General features: G+C 69.6%; 18 protein-coding genes. 14 read left to right on the top strand and 4 right to left on the bottom strand.

Features of this window, described 5'->3' with window-relative positions:
• Positions 1 to 99: 99 nt before the first annotated feature.
• The 6 genes from ACVFYP_RS06695 (at position 100) to ACVFYP_RS06720 (ending at position 6873) form a co-directional block, all read left to right on the top strand.
• Positions 100 to 1134: a ligase-associated DNA damage response exonuclease gene (locus ACVFYP_RS06695; RefSeq protein ID WP_499199551.1), complete on the top strand. Its 1035-nt coding sequence runs from the start codon at positions 100 to 102 to the stop codon at positions 1132 to 1134.
• Positions 1131 to 2735: a cisplatin damage response ATP-dependent DNA ligase gene (locus ACVFYP_RS06700; RefSeq protein ID WP_499199345.1), complete on the top strand. Its 1605-nt coding sequence runs from the start codon at positions 1131 to 1133 to the stop codon at positions 2733 to 2735. Before ACVFYP_RS06695 ends, ACVFYP_RS06700 begins: the two co-directional genes overlap by 4 nt.
• 77 nt (positions 2736 to 2812) lie before the next feature.
• Positions 2813 to 4387 carry a gamma-glutamyltransferase gene (locus tag ACVFYP_RS06705; protein ID WP_499199346.1) on the top strand — a complete coding sequence of 525 codons (1575 nt, stop codon included), beginning with the start codon at positions 2813 to 2815 and terminating at the stop codon, positions 4385 to 4387.
• The gene (locus ACVFYP_RS06710) at positions 4384 to 5049 is read left to right on the top strand and encodes a GOLPH3/VPS74 family protein (protein ID WP_499199347.1); all 666 of its coding nucleotides are present in this window, start codon (positions 4384 to 4386) and stop codon (positions 5047 to 5049) included. The genes ACVFYP_RS06705 and ACVFYP_RS06710 overlap by 4 nt, the downstream gene beginning before the upstream one ends.
• Before the next feature lie 135 nt (positions 5050 to 5184).
• Positions 5185 to 6165 carry a Bug family tripartite tricarboxylate transporter substrate binding protein gene (locus tag ACVFYP_RS06715; RefSeq protein WP_499199348.1) on the top strand — a complete coding sequence of 327 codons (981 nt, stop codon included), beginning with the start codon at positions 5185 to 5187 and terminating at the stop codon, positions 6163 to 6165.
• A 54-nt stretch (positions 6166 to 6219) separates the two neighbouring features.
• A complete protein-coding gene (locus tag ACVFYP_RS06720) occupies positions 6220 to 6873 on the top strand; it encodes a GOLPH3/VPS74 family protein (RefSeq protein ID WP_499199349.1) in 654 nt (217 codons plus the stop codon).
• 15 nt (positions 6874 to 6888) lie between these two features.
• Here the strand turns inward: ACVFYP_RS06720 and ACVFYP_RS06725 are convergent, their stop codons facing one another.
• Positions 6889 to 7785: a polysaccharide deacetylase family protein gene (locus tag ACVFYP_RS06725; RefSeq protein WP_499199350.1), complete on the bottom strand. Its 897-nt coding sequence runs from the start codon at positions 7783 to 7785 to the stop codon at positions 6889 to 6891.
• A 68-nt stretch (positions 7786 to 7853) separates the two neighbouring features.
• Between ACVFYP_RS06725 and ACVFYP_RS06730 the strand changes: the two genes are divergently transcribed.
• From ACVFYP_RS06730 to ACVFYP_RS06745, 4 genes are read left to right on the top strand one after another with little or no spacing between them, the layout of a single operon-like run.
• On the top strand, positions 7854 to 9281 hold the full coding sequence (locus ACVFYP_RS06730) for an amidase (RefSeq protein ID WP_499199351.1): 1428 nt from the start codon (positions 7854 to 7856) through the stop codon (positions 9279 to 9281).
• Positions 9282 to 9293: 12 nt separating this feature from the next.
• Positions 9294 to 10178 carry a fumarylacetoacetate hydrolase family protein gene (locus ACVFYP_RS06735; protein ID WP_499199352.1) on the top strand — a complete coding sequence of 295 codons (885 nt, stop codon included), beginning with the start codon at positions 9294 to 9296 and terminating at the stop codon, positions 10176 to 10178.
• A gap of 32 nt (positions 10179 to 10210) precedes the next feature.
• On the top strand, positions 10211 to 11182 hold the full coding sequence (locus ACVFYP_RS06740; protein WP_499199353.1) for a Bug family tripartite tricarboxylate transporter substrate binding protein: 972 nt from the start codon (positions 10211 to 10213) through the stop codon (positions 11180 to 11182).
• A 10-nt stretch (positions 11183 to 11192) separates the two neighbouring features.
• Positions 11193 to 11999: an alpha/beta fold hydrolase gene (locus ACVFYP_RS06745; RefSeq protein ID WP_499199354.1), complete on the top strand. Its 807-nt coding sequence runs from the start codon at positions 11193 to 11195 to the stop codon at positions 11997 to 11999.
• Here ACVFYP_RS06745 and ACVFYP_RS06750 read toward each other — a convergent pair.
• Entirely contained in the window at positions 11996 to 13618 is a 1623-nt protein-coding gene (locus tag ACVFYP_RS06750) for an ABC transporter substrate-binding protein (protein WP_499199355.1), read from the bottom strand. The two genes, ACVFYP_RS06745 and ACVFYP_RS06750, sit on opposite strands and share 4 nt — an antisense overlap.
• 149 nt (positions 13619 to 13767) lie before the next feature.
• On the opposite strand from ACVFYP_RS06750, the gene ACVFYP_RS06755 reads away from it, so the two are divergent.
• Positions 13768 to 14937, top strand: a complete 1170-nt coding sequence (locus tag ACVFYP_RS06755) for a M20 family metallopeptidase (RefSeq protein ID WP_499199356.1) — start codon at positions 13768 to 13770, stop codon at positions 14935 to 14937.
• Between the two features lie 133 nt (positions 14938 to 15070).
• On the top strand, positions 15071 to 15640 hold the full coding sequence (locus ACVFYP_RS06760) for a hypothetical protein (protein ID WP_499199357.1): 570 nt from the start codon (positions 15071 to 15073) through the stop codon (positions 15638 to 15640).
• Here ACVFYP_RS06760 and ACVFYP_RS06765 read toward each other — a convergent pair.
• Positions 15625 to 16212 carry a histidine phosphatase family protein gene (locus tag ACVFYP_RS06765; protein WP_499199358.1) on the bottom strand — a complete coding sequence of 196 codons (588 nt, stop codon included), beginning with the start codon at positions 16210 to 16212 and terminating at the stop codon, positions 15625 to 15627. The genes ACVFYP_RS06760 and ACVFYP_RS06765 overlap by 16 nt on opposite strands.
• A gap of 48 nt (positions 16213 to 16260) precedes the next feature.
• Between ACVFYP_RS06765 and ACVFYP_RS06770 the strand changes: the two genes are divergently transcribed.
• Positions 16261 to 16656 carry an acyl-CoA thioesterase gene (locus ACVFYP_RS06770; RefSeq protein ID WP_499199359.1) on the top strand — a complete coding sequence of 132 codons (396 nt, stop codon included), beginning with the start codon at positions 16261 to 16263 and terminating at the stop codon, positions 16654 to 16656.
• 13 nt (positions 16657 to 16669) lie between these two features.
• Positions 16670 to 17071, top strand: coding sequence for an acyl-CoA thioesterase (locus tag ACVFYP_RS06775; RefSeq protein WP_499199360.1), 402 nt, complete (start codon positions 16670 to 16672; stop codon positions 17069 to 17071).
• On the opposite strand, the gene ACVFYP_RS06780 is transcribed toward ACVFYP_RS06775, so the two are convergent.
• Positions 17063 to 17653 carry a TetR/AcrR family transcriptional regulator gene (locus ACVFYP_RS06780; RefSeq protein ID WP_499199361.1) on the bottom strand — a complete coding sequence of 197 codons (591 nt, stop codon included), beginning with the start codon at positions 17651 to 17653 and terminating at the stop codon, positions 17063 to 17065. The genes ACVFYP_RS06775 and ACVFYP_RS06780 overlap by 9 nt on opposite strands.
• Positions 17654 to 17715: the final 62 nt, after the last annotated feature.

The following is a 17715-nucleotide window of genomic DNA, read 5'->3' on the forward strand; positions in this document are numbered from 1 at the left end:
CTTCGGCCCTTCCTGCCCCCCAAGCCGTGAGGTGCCGAACCTCTTGATCTCGCAGGGCTCCGCGCGATCTAGCAGGACATGCCTCATCCCCAGCAATGGATGCGCGTGACGCCGCAAGGCCTCTATTGCGTGCCCGGCGACTTCTTCATCGACCCTGCCCGCGCCGTGCCCCATGCCATCATCACCCATGGCCATGCCGACCACGCGCGCCCGGATCACGACCATGTGCTGGCGAGCGACGAGACGCTGGCGATCATGCGGACCCGGATGGGTGAGGGTCGGGCCGGCCATGCGCAGCAGGTGGCAGCGATGGGGGAGGTCATTCACCACAAGGACGTGGCCATCCGCCTGGTGCCGGCCGGGCATGTTCTCGGCTCCTGCCAGGTGGTGCTGGACTGGCAGGGCAGCCGCATCGTCATCTCCGGCGACTACAAGCGCCGCCCCGACCCCACCTGCCTGCCCTTCGAGCCCGTCACCTGCGACGTTTTCGTCACCGAGGCGACGTTCGGCCTGCCGGTCTTCCGTCACCCGGACCCGGCGGATGAGATCGACCGCCTGCTGCACAGCCTGCGGCTGTTCCCCGATCGCGCGCATCTGATCGGTGCCTATGCCCTGGGCAAGGCGCAGCGGCTGATCGCGCTGCTGCGCCAGGCGGGCTGGGACCGGCCGATCCATCTGCACGGCGCGCTGCTGGCGCTCTGCAAGCTGTATGAGGATTTCGGCGTGAAGCTCGGCCCGCTGGAACCGGTGCCCCTGCCCAAGCGCGGCACCGGCGGGCTGCTGGCCGGGGAGGTGGTGCTGGCGCCGCCCGGCGCCGAGGCCACCGCCTGGGTGCGGCGCCTGGCCGACCCGGTGATCTGCGCGGCTTCCGGCTGGATGCGGGTGCGGCAGCGCGCCAAGGCCAAGGGCGTCGAACTGGCGCTGATCCTCTCCGACCACGCCGATTGGGACGAGCTGCTGGCCACGACGGCGGAGGTGCAGGCGCCGGAGATCTGGGTTACGCATGGCCGCGACGACGCGCTGGTGCATGCGCTGGCGCTCCGCGGCATCAAGGGCCGCGCGCTGCATCTGCTGGGCCGGGGCGAGGAGGATGAGGAGCCGGCGGTCGAGCCGGTGGCTGAGGCCTCCGCATGAGCCTGCCTGCCTTCGCGACGCTGCTGGAACGGCTGACCTTCACCCCCGGGCGCAACGCCAAGCTCGCCTTGCTGCGCGAATGGTTCGCCACGCAACCCGACCCGGATCGCGGCATCGGCCTCGCCGCCTTGACCGGCGAGCTGGTGTTCCGCGCCGCCAAGCCAGGCATGGTGCGGGAGCTGGTGGCGGCGCGCAGCGACCCGGTGCTGTTCGAACTCTCCTACGATTATGTCGGCGACCTGGCCGAGACGGTCGCGCTGATCTGGCCCGCCCGCGCCGGCATCAACGCACCGCCGCCCGGCCTCGCCGAGGTGGTCGAAGCCATGGAGGCGACTCCCAAGGCCGAGCTGCCGGCGCTGATCGCCGGCTGGCTGGATGTGCTGGACGCCAATGGCCGTCTTGCACTGATCAAGCTGGTCACCGGCGGGCTGCGCGTCGGCGTTTCCGCCCGCCTCGCCAAGACCGCGCTGGCCGATTGGGCAGGGCAGGAGGTGGCGGAGGTGGAGGAGGTCTGGCACGGCCTGACCCCGCCCTATCACGACCTGTTCGCCTGGCTGGAAGGGCAGGGGCCGCGCCCCTCCGCGGAGGACCGGCCGGTGTTCCGGCCGCTGATGCTCGCCCATCCGCTGGAAGCGCCGGATTACGCCACCATCAGCGGCGCGACGCATCGCGCCGAATGGAAATGGGACGGCATCCGCGTGCAGCTCTGCGCCGCGCCGAGTGGCCGGGCGCTGTTCTCCCGCGGCGCGGAGGAGATTTCGGGCGGCTTTCCGGAAATCCTCGATGCGATGGATTTCCATGCCGTGCTGGACGGCGAATTGCTGGTGATGCGAGAGGGCGAGGTGGCGCCCTTTGCCGACCTCCAGCAGCGGCTGAACCGCAAGCTGGTCAGCGCGAAGATGCAGGCGGCCTATCCCATCGGCGTGCGGCTCTATGACATCCTGTTCGACGGCGCGGAGGACTTGCGCCCGCTGCCCTTCGATGCGCGCCGCGCCCGGCTGGAGGCCTGGTTCGCGCGCACCCGCCCCGCCCGGATGGATCTGTCCGACGTCATCCCCTTCACCGAACTGACGGAGCTGGAATTGCTGCGTGCCGGGGCGCGGGAGGCCGCGATCGAGGGGCTGATGCTGAAGCGCGCCGACAGCCCCTATCTCGCCGGGCGGCAGAAGGGCGCCTGGTGGAAGTGGAAGCGCGCGCCGCTCGGCATCGATGCGGTGCTGATGTACGCGCAGCGCGGCCACGGCAAGCGCAGCAGCTTCTATTCCGACTTCACCTTCGGACTCTGGCGACCCGATGGCGCCGGGGGGCAGGAGCTGGTGCCGGTCGGCAAGGCCTATTCCGGCTACACCGACCAGGAACTGCTCTGGATCGACCGCTGGATACGCAACAACACCACCGCCCGCTTCGGCCCGGTGCGGGAGGTGGAGAAGTCCCTGGTGCTGGAGGTGATCTTCGACGCCGCCCAGCGCTCCACCCGGCACAAATCCGGCGTCGCCCTGCGCTTCCCCCGTATCGCCCGGCTGCGCACCGACAAGCCGGTGGAGGAGGCCGACCAGCTGGCGACGCTGGAGGCGCTGATCGTGGGGACGGAGGAAGAATAGCGGGCGGCACCCCGCCGCCCGGGGTTGCCGCGCGGCGCCGGCGGGTCGATCCTCCGCCCATCGGAGGAACCAGCCTGATGTACCAGCCGCCCGCCCAGACCACCCAGCATTGGCAGGTCACCAAGCCCGCCGCCCGCGGCCGCCGCGGCATGGTCGCCAGCCAGTCCCGCGCCGCCGCCGAGGCCGGCCTCGCCATTCTGGAAGCCGGTGGCAATGCGGCCGATGCGGCGGTCGGCATGGCCTTCGCCTTGGCCGCGATGGAGCCCTGGAACAGCGGCCTCGGTGGCATCGGCTTCGCGCAGGTCGCCGCCCCCGGCGGCGCGGCGGAGACCTTCGATTTCGGCCCCGTCTCCCCCGCCGGGCTGAATGCGCGGGATTTCCCGACCACCGGCCGGATGAAGCAGGACCTGTTCGCCTGGCCGGAGGTGGAGGGCGACCGCAATATCCATGGGCCGATGAGCTTCTGCATCCCGTCCTCGGTCGCCGGCTATGCGCTGCTGCATGAAAAGCGCGGCCGGATGCCGGCGGCGGATGTGCTGGCCCCGGCGGTGGCGCTGGCCAAGCGCGGCCTGCCGCAGGACTGGTTCACCACGCTGAAAATCGCCAACGCCGCTTCCACCCTGCGGCTCTATCCGGAATCGGCGCGTATCTACCTGCCCAACGGCCTGCCGCCGGTCGCCCCCTATCAGGGCACGCCGGGCTTCTTCCGCCAGGGCAACCTGCCGGCGACGCTGGAACGGCTGCAGCAGGCCGGCTTCCGGGATTTCTATGAGGGCGACGTGGCGGCCGCGATCGCGGCGGATGTGAAGGAGGCGGGCGGCATCCTCTCCGCCGCCGATCTCGCGGGCTGCCGGGCGCGGGTGCTGCCGGCGGTTTCCGTGCCCTGGCGCGGCCATACGCTGCACCTGTCCAACGGCCTGACCGCCGCACCCACCTTCCAGCGCGTCATGGCGTTGATGGAGTCCGCGGATTGGTCCGGCAGCGCGCCGGGCACCGCCTGGCACCTCGCCTTCGCCAAGGCGATGCAGGATGCCTATGCGGAGCGGCTGGCCGGCCTGGGCGATGCCGAGCCGAAGGGTTCCGACAGCTGCACCACCCATCTCAATGTCGTCGACGCGGACGGCATGATGGTGTCGATGACCACCACGCTGCTCTCCTCCATGGGCTCGCGCGTGGTGCTGCCGCGCTCTGGCGTGCTGATGAACAACGGCGTCATGTGGTTCGACCCGCGTCCCGGCAGCGCCAATGAGATCGGGCCGAACAAGCGGCCGCTGACAAACATGTCCCCGCTCATCGTCGCCGATGCCGCCGGCGTGCCGGAAATGGCGCTCGGCGCCTCCGGCGGGCGGCGCATCCTGGCCGCCGTGTTCCAGATGCTGTCGCTGGTCACCGGCTTCGGCATGGACCCGGAGGCGGCGGCGCATTTCCCGCGCATCGATGTCAGCGGGCCGGAGGGTGCCACCGCCGACCGCACTTTGCCGCGCGCCACGCTGGACGCACTGGCCGCCGCCGGGCCGCTGGAGGTGGTGGAACATGCCGTGCTGCCGGTGAACTTCGCCTGTCCGAACATGATCCAGATCCGCCAGGGCGGGGAGCGCGTCGGCATCACCGATGTGATGTCCCCCTGGTCCGCCGCCCTCGGCCAGGGATGAGCGACGCGGCGCTGACCCTGGCGGAGGAGATCGTCCTCCTCGCGCTGGATGACGACAGTGGTCGTCCGATCGGCCGGGCTGGCATGGCGCCCGACCGGGCGCTGGCCGGCGCGCTGCTGATGCAGCTGGCCTTGGCGGGACGGGTGGATACGGATCGGGACCGGCTGATCCTGGTCGATGCCACGCCGACCGGCGACGCCGCGCTGGATGCGGCACTGGCGCGGCTGGCCGCGCCCGATGCGCCGACCGATGCGCGCGGCGCCATCCCGCTGCTGGCGCGCGATGCGCCGGCGGCTCGCGCCGTGATCCTGGACCGGCTGGTGGCGCGTGGATTGTTGCGGCGGGTGGAGGACCGGGTGCTCTGGATCCTGCCCGACCGCCGTTACCCCAAGGCGCCCGGCCGGCCCGAGGTGGCTGAGGCCCGCGCCCGGCTGCGCGAGTTGCTGCTGCGGGAGGAGCTGCCCGACCCGCATGACGCGCTGTTGCTCGGCCTGGCCCGCGCCGCCGGCCTGCTGCCGCTGATCTTCTCCGAGGCGGAGCTGGAGGCGGTGCAGCCCTGGCTCGACGTGGTGACGCGGATCGAGAGCCTGAACCGCTCCCTCGGCGTCGCGGTGGCCGATATCCGCGGCGTCGGGCTCGGGACAACGCGGAGGGAGGGCTGAGGCCCGCCACCGCCGGAAGCTTCGGCACGGAGCTTGCTACCCCGTAATCCGGTGGCGGAACGGTGCATCCTTCCCGGGCAGGACTGCCCAGGCGATGCGCGGAATCCGCCCAGACCGTAAGCCGGGAGCGCAGAAATGTTGCAACGTCGTCAGATTCTGGGGGGCGCCGCCGCGGCGCTTGCCTTGCCGTCCATCGCCAGGGCGCAGGGCAGCGCCTGGCCGAACCGCTCGATCCGCCTGGTCGCCCAGTTCCCCCCGGGCGGGCTGGTGGACACCGTCGCCCGGCTGATGGCGCCGATGATGGCCCAGGCCCTGGGCCAGTCCGTGGTGGTGGAAAACCGCGCCGGCGCCGGTGGCATCATCGGCACGGATGTCGTCGCCAAGGCACCGGCGGATGGCTACACGCTGCTGGTCAGCCATGCCTCCGTGCATGTCTTCTCCACCGCCACCCGGCCGACGCTGCCCTTCGATCCGATTGGCGACTTCACCCATATGATGCAGCTGGTGGAGGCGCCGAACATCATCCTGGTGCGGTCCAACTCGCCCTTCCAGACCCTGGAGCAGCTGATCACCGCGGCCCGCAGCCGGCCGGTGCGCTACGGCTCCTCCGGCATCGGCTCCGCCCCGCATCTGCTCGGCGCCATGCTGTCGGCGGAGGCGAATGCGCCGAACCTCGACCACATCCCCTATGCCGGCAGCGCGCCGGCCATGCAGGATGTGCTGGCCGGCAATATCGAATGCATGGTGGACCCGATCACCACCAACACGGCGCAGATGCGCGACGGGTCGCTGCGGGCGCTGGCGGTGTCCACGCCGCAGCGGCTGGCCATGTTCCCGAACGTCCCGACCTTCGCCGAGCTGGGCTTTCCGAAGCTGACCTCGGCGCAGTGGCTGGGCCTGTCGGGCCCCAAGGGCCTGCCGGCGCCGATCGTCGAGCGGCTGAATGCCATCCTGCCGCCGATCCTGGCGCGGCCGGAGCTGATGTCGCGCTTCGTCGATCTGCAGACCATGCCGCGCAACCCGCCGCCGGCCGGGGACGCCTTCGTCTCCATCATCCGGCAGGAAATCACCGAATGGACCGCCGTGGCGCGGCAATTCAACATCGTGGTGGGGTGATGACCCGGCCCCCGACATCGTGGCAGGCTGCGCGGCTGCGATGCGGGGGAACCGATGTCACTGACCATGCCGGAGGAGATCCTACTCCTCCTTCTCGATGACGAGACCGGCAAGCCGGTCGGCCTGCCCGGGCCGGCCGGCGACTTGGCATTGGCGGGCGCTATCCTGATGGAACTGGCCCTGGCCGGCCGCATCGACACCGATCTCGACCGGCTCGTGCTGGTGCAGTCCCGCCCGATGGGGGATGCGCTGCTGGATGGCGTGCTGGCGCGGCTGGCGACGGGGGCGCCGGAACGCACCAGCCGCTGGTGGATTCAGGACATCGCCAAATCCGGCCCGGCCCTGCGGGCGCAGGTGCTGGAACGGCTGGTGGATGGCGGCGTGCTGCGGCGGATCGAGGACCGCTTTCTCTGGGTCTTTCCCGAACGCCGCTACCCCAAGGCCAGCGGCCGGGCGGAAACGGCGGAGGTGCGCCGCCGCCTGCGCGGCGTGATCCTGGAGGATGACATCCCAGACCCGCGCGACGCCCTGCTGATCGGCCTGGCGCGGGCCACCGGCCTGGTGCCGCTGGTGCTGTCGGAAACGGAACTGGCGGCAGCGGCGCCGCGCGTCGATCAGGTGGCGGGGCTGGAGGAATTGTCGCGCTCGCTGAGTGCTGCGACGCGGGACGTCTATGCCACGTTGTTGAGGCAGGGCGCGGTGCACTGACCGCGCCGCGCGCGGTCACCCCCCGGCCGCATGGTCCTTGCACCACTGCGCCGCCTGGGCATGGGTGGCGAACCACACCCCCTCGAACTTCTTGATCCGGGTCACCAGCCGGTCCAGCAGCGCGATGCGGCTGCGATGGCCGATGACATGCGGATGCATGGTCAGCAGGAACATGCCGCCTTCCTCATAGGCGCCATCGAACTCCGCCGAGAAAATCTCCTCCACCGCCGAGGGCGGCGTGTAGGGGCGCAGGCCGGAGAAGCGGAGCATGTTGAAATAGACGGCGTCGTCGCGAATCCATTCCGGCGGCAGCTCCACGATGCCGGTGGGCGTGCCCTGGTCCAGCAATTCATAGGCGTCGTCATCGGCCATCAGCGATGAGTCATACAGCAGCCCCATCTCCCTGATGATGGACAGCGTATCGACCGAGAAATCCCAGGAGGCCGTGCGCATGCCGACCGGCCGCTGGCCGCTGATCTTTTCCAGCGTATCGGCCGCGCGCAGCGTCAGTTCACGCTCCACACCGGGGGGCAGTTTGGTGTTGGCCTCGTGGATCCAGGAATGGATGCCGATCTCATGGCCTTCGGCGGAGACGGCGCGGACTTCCTCCGGATGCAGCAGGGCGGAGACGGCCGGGTAGAAGAAGGTCGCGGGAATGCCGTGCCGCGCCAGCAGGGCGCGAATCCGAGGAATGCCCTGGCGGTTGCCATACTGGCCCTGGCTGATACGCATCGGGCTTTCGTCATTGTCGCGCAGCGGAATCGTCTCATGATCCGCATCGAAGCTCAGCGTCACGCAGCAGCGCGCGCCGCCCGGCCAGCTCGCGGGGCGCAGGCTGCGGCCGGCGCGGGCGCGGCCGACGATCTCACGCCATTCCGGCTCGCTCCATTCCCACGGATTGGCGCTGGTCATCTGCGGGGTTTCCCTGGCTTTGGTGAGGGGCCATGCTGCACCCCGATGACCCGTTCCGGAAGCCCCGCATGAGCCCGCCTACCGACCCCGCGCAGATGACCGCGGAACAGCTTCTGGCGCTGTATGCCGCCCGCGCCCTGTCGCCGGTGGAGGCGCTGAAAGCGGTGATGGAGCGGGTGGCGCGCTACAATCCCTGGGTCAACGCCTTCGCGGTGATGAACCCCCACGCCCTGCGCCAGGCTGGCGAATCGGAGGCCCGCTGGGCCGCCGGCCGGCCGATGGGGATGCTGGATGGCGTGCCCTGCACAGTGAAGGACCTGCTGAATATCGCCGGCTTCCCGACCCGCCGCGGCAGCCTGACCACCGATGCCACGCCGGCCACCGAAAACGCCCCCGCCGTGGTCGGCCTGCTGGCCGAAGGCGCCGTCATCCTGGGCAAGACGACCACGACCGAATTCGGCTGGAAGACGCCGAGCGACTGCCCCTTGCATGGCGTGACGCGCAACCCCTGGAACCCGCAGCGCTCCGCCGGCGGCAGTTCCTCCGGCGCCGGCGCCGCGGGCGCGGCTTGCTTCGGGCCACTGCATATCGGCACCGATGCCGGCGGCTCCGTCCGCATCCCGGCCTCCTATTGCGGGCTGGTGGGGGTGAAGCCGAGCTACGGCCGCATCCCGCAATGGCCGCATGGCGCGTTTTCCTCGGTCGCCTGTGCCGGACCGATGACGCGCAGCGTCGGCGATGCCGCGCTGATGATGTCCGCCATGGCACGCTTCGACCTGCGCGACCCGGTGAGCCTGCCGGACGACCCGCGCGACTGGCGCCAAGGCATGGACCAGGGCGTCGCCGGGCTGCGCGTCGCCGTGGTGCGCCGCCTGGGCTTCGATCCGCCGCTGGATGAGGAAGGCGAGGCCGCCTTGCAGGTGGCCGCCAAGCTGCTGGCCGAACAGGGCGCCATTGTCGAGGAGGCTGACCCCGAGTTGCCCGACACGCGCGCCATTTTCTCCCGCGTCTGGGGCGTGGCCATTGCCCGCATCTGGAACGGCGCGACCGAGGAAAAGCGTGGCCAGCTCGATAGCGGGATCGCGGAAGTGGCGCGCAAGATGGGCGACATGTCCGCCGCCGACTTCCTCGGCGCCGACATGCTGCGGGTGGAATGCGCGCATGCCATGGCGCGCTTCCATCAGCGCTACGACCTGATCCTGACCGCCGCGACGCCGACCGCCGCCTTCGACGCGGATGCCCCCACGATCAAGCCGGTGGAGGCGCTGTGGCGCGACTGGGCGCCCTGGACCTTCGCCTTCAACCTGACCCGCCAGCCCGCCATCGCCGTGCCGATCGGGCTGGACGAGGCCGGCATGCCGCGCGGCGTGCAGGTTGCGGCGGCGCTGTACCGCGATGACCTCGCCTTCCGCGCCGCCCGCGCACTGGAACGCGCCGCCAGCCTCCCCCTGGCCAATCCGGCGGAAACCGGGCAGATGCGGACGAAATTGAACTGAGGAGTCTAAGTCATGCGGCTGGTGACATTCACGCGCCCGGGCAAGTTGCAGCAGGAAGTCGGCGCGCTGGGCGAGGGCGATGTGGTGCTGGACCTCGCCGCCGCCGAGCCGCTGCTGCGCGGCCAGAGCATGCTGGACCTGGCCGCGGCCGAGCCCGCGCTGCTCGACAAGGCGCGCGCCGCTTTGGCCAAGGCCCCGGTGGTGGAAGGCGCCAAGCTCTGCGCGCCCATCCCGCGCCCGCCCAAGAACGTGTTCTGCGTCGGCAAGAACTACCACGAGCACGCCAAGGAATTCGCGGGATCGGGCTTCGATGGCGGGGCCAAGGATGTGGTGCCGCCCTTTCCCGTGGTCTTCTCCAAGCCCCACACCAGCATCATCGCCAATGGCGAGAAGATCTTGGGCCATCTCGATACGACCGGTGGCCTGGATTATGAGGGCGAGCTGGGCGTGGTGATCGGCGCCGGTGGGCGCGGCATCTCCAAGGCCGATGCCCTGAAGCACGTCTTCGGCTACACCATCATCAACGACGTCACCGCCCGCCACCTTCAGAAGCGCCACAGCCAGTGGATTCTGGGCAAGGGCCTCGACACCTTCTGCCCGATGGGTCCCGCCATCCTGACCGCGGATGAGGTGCCGGACCCGACGAAGCTGGTGCTGACCACCTGGGTGAATGGCGATCAGCGCCAGCACGCGCCCGTGGCTGATCTGATCTTCGACATCCCCACCCTGATCGAGGCGATCAGCGCCGTCATCACGCTGGAGCCGGGCGATGTCATCGCCACCGGCACGCCGGCCGGCGTCGGCATCGGCTTCAACCCGCCGGTCTTCCTGAAGTCTGGCGACGTGGTGAAGATCGCGATTTCGGGCATCGGCGTGCTGGAGAATGCGGTGGCCTGACGAGGCCACTTGAAACGGGAGGAACCAAGAAAATGAACCGCCGTACTCTGCTGGGCGCCGCCGCCGCCGTGCCTTTCGCTGGCAGTGCCTTCGCGCAATCCGATTTTCCCTCCCGCCCGCTGAACATGGTGGTGGCCTTCCCGCCCGGCGGCCAGGCCGACCTCGCCGCGCGGCCGACCGCCTCGGCCATGGAGAAGATCCTTGGCCAGGCCGTGGTGGTGCAGAATCGCGGTGGCGCGGCGGGCGCCATCGGCAACGCCTTCGTCGCTCGCAGCGCGCCGGATGGCTATACGACGCTGATGGCGCTGTCCTCCCTCGCCGTGATTCCGGAGGCGGAAAAACTGTTCGGCCGCACGCCGCCCTATACGGTGGACCAGTTCGCGCCGATCGCGCTGGTGAATGCGGACCCGACCATGCTCGCCGTGCCGGCGAGCGCGCCTTGGCAGACGATGGAGGACTTCATCGCCGCCGCGAAGGCGCGGCCGGGCGATATTCCCTACGGCTCCTCCGGCACCTACGGCACGCTGCATGTGGCGATGGAGATGCTCTGTGCCGCCGCCGGCATGCGGCTGCTGCATGTGCCTTTCAGCGGCGCGGGGCCGGCCATCACGGCCCTGCTCGGCGGGCAGATCCAGGCGCTGGCCTCCGCGCCCGGGACGCTGACGCAGCATGTGCAGTCCGGCCGCGTGCGCGTGCTGGGCTGCTGGGGCAAGGAGCGTGTGGCCTCCTTCCCCGATGTGCCGACCTTCATGGAGAAGGGATTCTCGGACGTCGAGTTCTACATCTGGGCCGGACTCTTCGCCGCGGCGGCGACGCCGGCGCCGGTGATGACGAAGCTGCGCGACGCGGTGCGGCAGGCGGTGCGGGACCCGCAGCTGGTCGCCGCCTTCACCGCCGCCGGCGCGCCCGTGGCCTATCTCGACGCGCCTGAGTTCGCCACCTTCTTCGCGGAGGACAGCGCGCGGCTGCTGCGCGCTGTCGGCCGCATCGGCAAGGTGGAATAGGTCCGGGCGCGTGCAGGGCGTCGTCTCCGGCCGCGCCGTCCTGGCCGCGCAGTTTGCCGGGCAGGGCGAGCCAGTCGTCTTCCTGCATGCCAATGTCTGTGACAGCCGGATGTGGTCTGAACAGATGGCGGCGCTGGGCGCCGGCCATCGTGTGATCGCCTATGACCGTCGCGGCTTCGGCGGGACGCAGGCGGAGGCCGAGGATTTTTCGCCGGTCGCGGATCTGATGACGGTGATCGACGCGCTGGGCGAGGGGCGTCCGGTGACCCTGGTCGGCTGCTCGCAGGGCGGCAAGATCGCGGTCGACGCCGCCCTTCAGCATCCCGCCCGCATCAGGGGCATGGTGCTCATCGCGCCCAGCCTCGGCAGCGCACCGGAGCCGGTGCATTCGCCCGCGATCCGCGCGATCCTGGACCGGCAGAAGGTGGCGGAGACGGCGGGCGATCTTGAGGCGGTTAATGCGCTGAAGGCGCGCCTCTGGCTGGACGGGCCCTTGGCGGAGGAAGGACGGGTCGCGGGGCCGATGCGGGACCTGTTCCTGGAGATGAACGGCCTCGCTTTGCGATCCCCGCCATCAGGCCAAAGCCTCGACACGGCGCCCGCCTTCGGCCGCCTTCATGAACTGCGCATGCCGGCGCTGGTGATCTGGGGCGATCTCGACTTCCCGCATATCCAGGACCGCTGCCGTCACATGGTGGCGACGATGCCGGACGCCGCCGCCCGCGAACTGCCCGGCACCGCGCATCTGCCAAGCCTGGAGCAGCCGGCGATTATCACCGGCCTGCTCGGGACCTTCCTCCAACGCCTGGCTGGTTAGGCCGCGCCACCCCAATTGCGCGCCGAAAAGTCCATGACGAAGGACTTCGAAGCCTGCCAGGGCAGGTCCTTGCGCTTGCCCGTGAAGTTCGCGGTCTGGAACAGCACGGTGTAGGCGGGGTCTTCGCGCTCGGTCAGCGTCAGCAGGCGCCGGAAGGTGTCGCGACGCTTCGTCAGGTCGCTTTCCGTCTGCAAGGCGTCCATCAGCTTCGGCGCCTCGTCATTCTGCCACTGGCCGCTGGCCCAGGTCTGACCGCCGGGCGCGTAGACGGACATCGGCGCCACCGGGTCGTTGAAGACGGCGGTGTTGGAATTGTCGCAGAGCCCGCGCCCCTCGAAGCGGCCGATGATCTGGCCCCAATTCTCCTTCATCTCGATCTGGACGTTGAGCCCCGCCTGACGCCAGCCCTCCACCAGGATCTGGGAGGAGGCGACCTGCAGCGTGTAGTAGTTGTTCAGAAGCTGATAGGGGATCGGCTGGCCCTGATAGTTCGCCTCCCGCAGCAGGCGGCGCGCCTCGGCCAGATCGAAGCGGGGCGCTTCCCAATCGGCCAGGTACATGTCGCCATAGACCTCCCATTGCAGGCCGCGCGGCACCGCGGTGCGGCCGCCCCAGAGGCTGTCGACGATCGATTGCCGGTCGATGCTGTGCGACATGGCGCGGCGCACCAGCGGGTTCGCCAGCACGGGATGGGTCTTGTCCCAGACGATCAGCCGGTTGTTGTTGATCGGCCCGCCGACGACATGGTGCCGCGCGCTGCGCTCGATGCCCTGGATCTGGTCCGGCGGCAGGTCGCAGATGAAGTCGTAGTCGCCGGCCTGGAGACCCGCGACGCGGGAGGCGACATCCGGCACCTCGACGAAGCGGATGCGCTTCAGCGGCGGGCGGCCGCCCCAATATTCGTCATGCGCCTCCAGCACGAGGTCCTGCCCCGGGCGGAAGGAGGCGACGCGATAGGGCCCGGTTCCCACCGGCTTGCGCGCCCAGTCCAGCCAGCTCGCGGCCTGCGCGAAAGCGGCGCGGGAGAAGATGGCGCCGGTGGTGCGCGTCAGCCGGCCTTCCAGCGTCACGTCGGGCACGCTGTTGACGAAGCGCACGGTGCGGCGGTCCACTACCTCCATGCGCTCGAAGTTCGGGAAATGCGCGCGGCTGATCGCGGCAGCCTCGGGCGGCGGCGTCTTGCCCGCGGCGCCGGCGGTGGTGGAGACGAACAGGCCGCGCGTGTCGGCGGGCAGGCCGGTCCACATGCGCTCACTGCTGAAGGTGAAGGCGACGTCTTCCGCTTCCATGATGCGGCCATCATGCATGCGCACATCGTCGCGCAGCGTGAGTTCCAGCGTCTTCGCATCGATGCGGCGCCAGGATGTCGCCAGCACCGCTTCGGCGCGCTGCGTGCGCGTCCAGTCGATGCCGATCAGCGGCTCGGAAAAGCTCGGCATGATGCGAAAGCCGACATTGGACTGTTCGCGCATCGGCTCCAGCGTGCCGGAGATGCTGACGATCTGCACGGCGACGGTGATGGAGGGGCGCGTATCCGGTGTGGCATTCTGCGCGATGGCGAAGCGCGGCAGCAGCGCCGCGCCGGCGGTGGCGCCCAGGATATGTCTGCGCTGGATCATGTGGATGGCTCCCGTTCCGAAGGCGGCGGAAGCTAGGCGCGGGCGATGACTGTGCGATGACGCGGCGATGAAGGCTGCGGGACGCACGGGCCTTTTCAGGCTCTGCTTCGGATGCGAGGCTGGCCAACGAATGAGGAGACCGGATGACCATGTCCACCGAGACCGACATCATCACCTGGCTGTCCACACAACGCGAGCAGATGATCCAGGTGCTGCGCGAGATGGTGGACACCGATGGCGGCAGCTACGACAAGGAAGGCGTCGACCGAGTCGGCGCGCAGGTCGCGCGCTTCATGGAAGCGCAGGGCATTCCGGTCGAGATCCTGCCGCAGCAGAAGCACGGCGACTGCATCCGCGCCGTGCTGGATGACGGCACCGGCACCGGCACAGGCGGCGGCAATGCGCGGCAGAACATTCTGCTGATGGGCCATCGCGACACGGTCTTCCCGAAGGGCGAGCCGACGCGCCGCCCCTTCACCATCGAGGGCGACCGCGCTTTCGGCCCTGGCGTCGCCGATATGAAGGCGGGCCTGGTGATGAACATGTTCGTCCTGGCCGCATTCAAGAAGTTCGGCGGCGCGCCTGGGCCTCTGGTGGCGCTGTTCACCGGCGATGAGGAAATCGGCTCACCGGAGGGCCGCCCGGTGATCGAGGCGGAGGCCAAGGCGGCGCGGGTGGTGTTCAATTCGGAACCCGGCCGGCCCAATGGCGGCATCGTCACGGGCCGCAAGGGCGGCGTGTTTTCGGTTTTCGATATCGAGGGCAAGGCCGCCCATTCCGGCGGCAATTTCGAGGCCGGCATCAGCGCCATCGGCGAGCTCGCGGCGAAGATCACGGCGATCCATGCGCTGACCGATCTGAAGCGCGGCATCACGCTGAATGTCGGCCTGGTGACGGGCGGGCAGAGCGTCAACACCGTGGCGCCGCATGCCCAGGGCCAGATCGACCTGCGCTATGTCGAGCCCGCGGATCGGGAGGAGGTGATGGCGAAGATCCACGCCATCATCGACAAGTCCTTCGTCCCCGGCACCCGCGCGAAGCTGACCATCAAGGGCGAGTTCCTGCCGCTGACCCAGTCGCCGGAGGCCGCGAAGCTTTTTGCGACCTATCGCGCCGCCGCGACGGAATCCGGCTTCGACCCGAGCGGTGAATTCAGCGGCGGCTGCGCCGATAGCGGCTTCACCGCCGCCATGGGGGCGCCGACGCTCTGCGCCGTGGGGCCGGTGGGCGGCAAGGCGCATACGCCGGAGGAGTATCTGGAACTGGGCAGCCTGGTGCCGCGGGCGCAGGCAGTGGCGCGGGCCATTCTGAAACTGTGAATTCGTTGTAGCTGCGCGGGTGACATCCGGGACATGTCACCGCGCCGCACAAATACCGTCGCTTCACGGAATGGAGCGGATGAGTATCGTCGCTGTCGGGTGCCCCGTTTGGGCGCACCGGATGGAGACAGCGATGGCAAAGGTGGTTGCCCCTGAATATGACGTGACGGTGCGCGAGGCGGCCGATCACCTGACCTTTGAGACAAAGGCCCATTCGGGCGCGCGCATGGCCTTGGGCATCACAGGCGCGGTCATCACCATGCTGGTCGCGATTTTCGCCCTGCCGTTGGGGCTAATGGCGGGTAACGGGACGGCGATCACGGCCGGCCTGGCCGCCGTGGCTGGCGCCGTCTTCTCCTTCCGCTTCGCCAACAGCAAGAAGACGGTGCCGATCAGGATCGACCGCACCTCCATCACCGCCGGGGGGAAGACCTATCTGCTGGACCATGTCGGCAGCATCGGCTTCGATTCCACCGCCAACAATCCGACCTTCATCCCGGGCGGCAACACCATGGCCAACAGCATAGCCGTGGCCGGTGCGATGGCGCGGCAGGCGGCGGGGCATTACATCTACATCACCTACGGGTCGAAGCGCGTCCCGATCATCACCGGCCTGACACCGCATAATGTCGACGACATTTACCGTCAGGTCTGCGGCTTCCTGGCCCGCTTCGGCCACAACTACAATCAACCGGCCGGCTGATCCCCGATCCGCTGCCAGCCGGATAGCAGGCGCCAGCGCGCGGCATCGAAGACGAAGCGATTGCCGCCGCCGCTGCCGGGCTGATCCTCCGCACGGCTGATGGCGACGCCCTTGATGTGGCACAGCAGCAGCGCGCCGACACCGCCATGCGCGACGATCGCCACGTCGCCGGGCGGGGCCTGCGCCAGCACGGTGCGCACCGCCGCCAGGATGCGCGCCTGCGCATCCGCCGCGCGTTCCCAGCCGCGCACGCTTTCCAGCGGCCGGGCGAAGAAGGCATCCGCCATCGCCTCGAACTCGGTGGGCGGCAGATAGCCGGTCGCGCTGCGGTCATTCTCCCCCAGCGCTTCCATCTGGGTGACGCGGAGACCCCGGTGCCCGGCCAGGATTTCGGCCATGTCGCGCGCCTTGCGCTCCGTGCTGCTGAACACAGCGCCGATGTTGGCGACCCATGGCTCCGCCAGCATCGCCCGGCTGCGCGCCAGGCCGCGCGGCGACAGCGGCCAGTCAGGCACCGGCACGGCCGGGTCGATGGCAACCTCGGGATGCGTCAGGAAGTGGACTTGTGGCATGGGGGCCGTAAGGATGGGGCTTAGACGAACCCTACCACGGAGATACGCTTGCCCAACCCGGCCACCCGCACCCCGCCCGCCGATGCGCCAAAGCTGCGCACCATCGCCATGCCGGCCGATGCCAATCCCTCCGGTGACATTTTTGGTGGCTGGCTGATGGGGCTGATGGACCTCGCCGCCGGCAACGCCGCCGGGCGCCGCGGCCGCGGCCGGGTCGCGACCATCGCGGTGGAGGGTATGAAATTCCACATGCCCGTCCTGGTTGGCGACGAGGTCAGCATCTATGCCGAGGTGGTCACCGTCGGCCGCACCTCCATGCGGATCGAGGTCGAGGCCTGGCGCCGCGAACGCTCCGAGGAGGAGATGTGCCTGGTCACGGAGGGCGTCTTCACCTTCGTGGCTATCGACGAGAACCGCAAGCCGCGCCCGGTGCCGCCGGCGTGACGCGGCCCGGCCGATGATCCGCGATCACGTCATCCGCTGGTCGGAATGCGACCTCTACGGCCATGTGAACCACACGGCCTATCTGACCCTGTTCGAGGATCTGCGGGTGGCGCATTGGCAGGCGCTGACCGGGGTGGCGCTGGCGCCGGACCGTCCCGGCCCGGTCGTGGCGCAGATCGAGGCGCGCTACCTGCGCGGCGTGCGCTTCAACGACGCGGTGCGGCTGACCTGCCGCACCATCTCCTTCCGCCGCAGCTCCTATGTGCAGGACTACGCGCTGCTGAAGGATGGCGAGCCCTGCTGCACGGCGCGTGCCGTCTGCGTCGTCACCCGCGAGGACAGCGGCGCGAAGGTGCCGCTGACCGACGAATGGCGCGCCTTGCTCGCAGCGCAGGGGGCCGAGGCGTCAGCCTGACGCGGTGGGCCAGCCGGCCATGGCCTGGTCGGCCACCGCCTGCAGAACGTCCCGCGGGAAGCCCGCCTTGGCCTGCACCGCGATGCCATGCGCCATCGCCATGACATAGGCGGCGAGCGTCCCGCAATCGGCTGATTCCGGAAGATCGCCCTCGTCCCTGGCCCGCTCGAAGCGGGCGCGAAGCCCGGCCTCGCCGGTGGCCCGGTAGGCGATCAGGGCCTGGCGGATGGGCTCGATCTCCTCCGGCCCCGCCAGGGCGCCATGGACTCCGAAGCAGCCGGTGCGGTCGGGAAAGCGGGTGGTGAGTTCCACCGCCCCCGCCAGGAACCGCGCGGCCACCTCTCGCGCCGTGGGTTGCGCCAGCGCTTCCGGATAGTAGCCCAGATAGAGCTCATCGTAGCGCGCCAGGGCGCGGCGAAACAGCGCCTCCTTATTGCCGAAGGCCGCGTAGAGCGCAGGCCGCTCGACGCCCGTCGCCTCGACAAGGTCGGCATAGGAGGCGCCCTCATAGCCCTTGCGCCAGAAGACGCAGACCGCCGCGTCGAGCGCTTTCTCGACGCAGAATTCGCGATGACGCCCCATCAGCGTCGGACCATTATTTTCATAATGACCATTACTAAACGGCTTGACGGCCGCTGTCGAGT

The organism is Roseomonas sp. F4 (assembly GCF_053891155.1).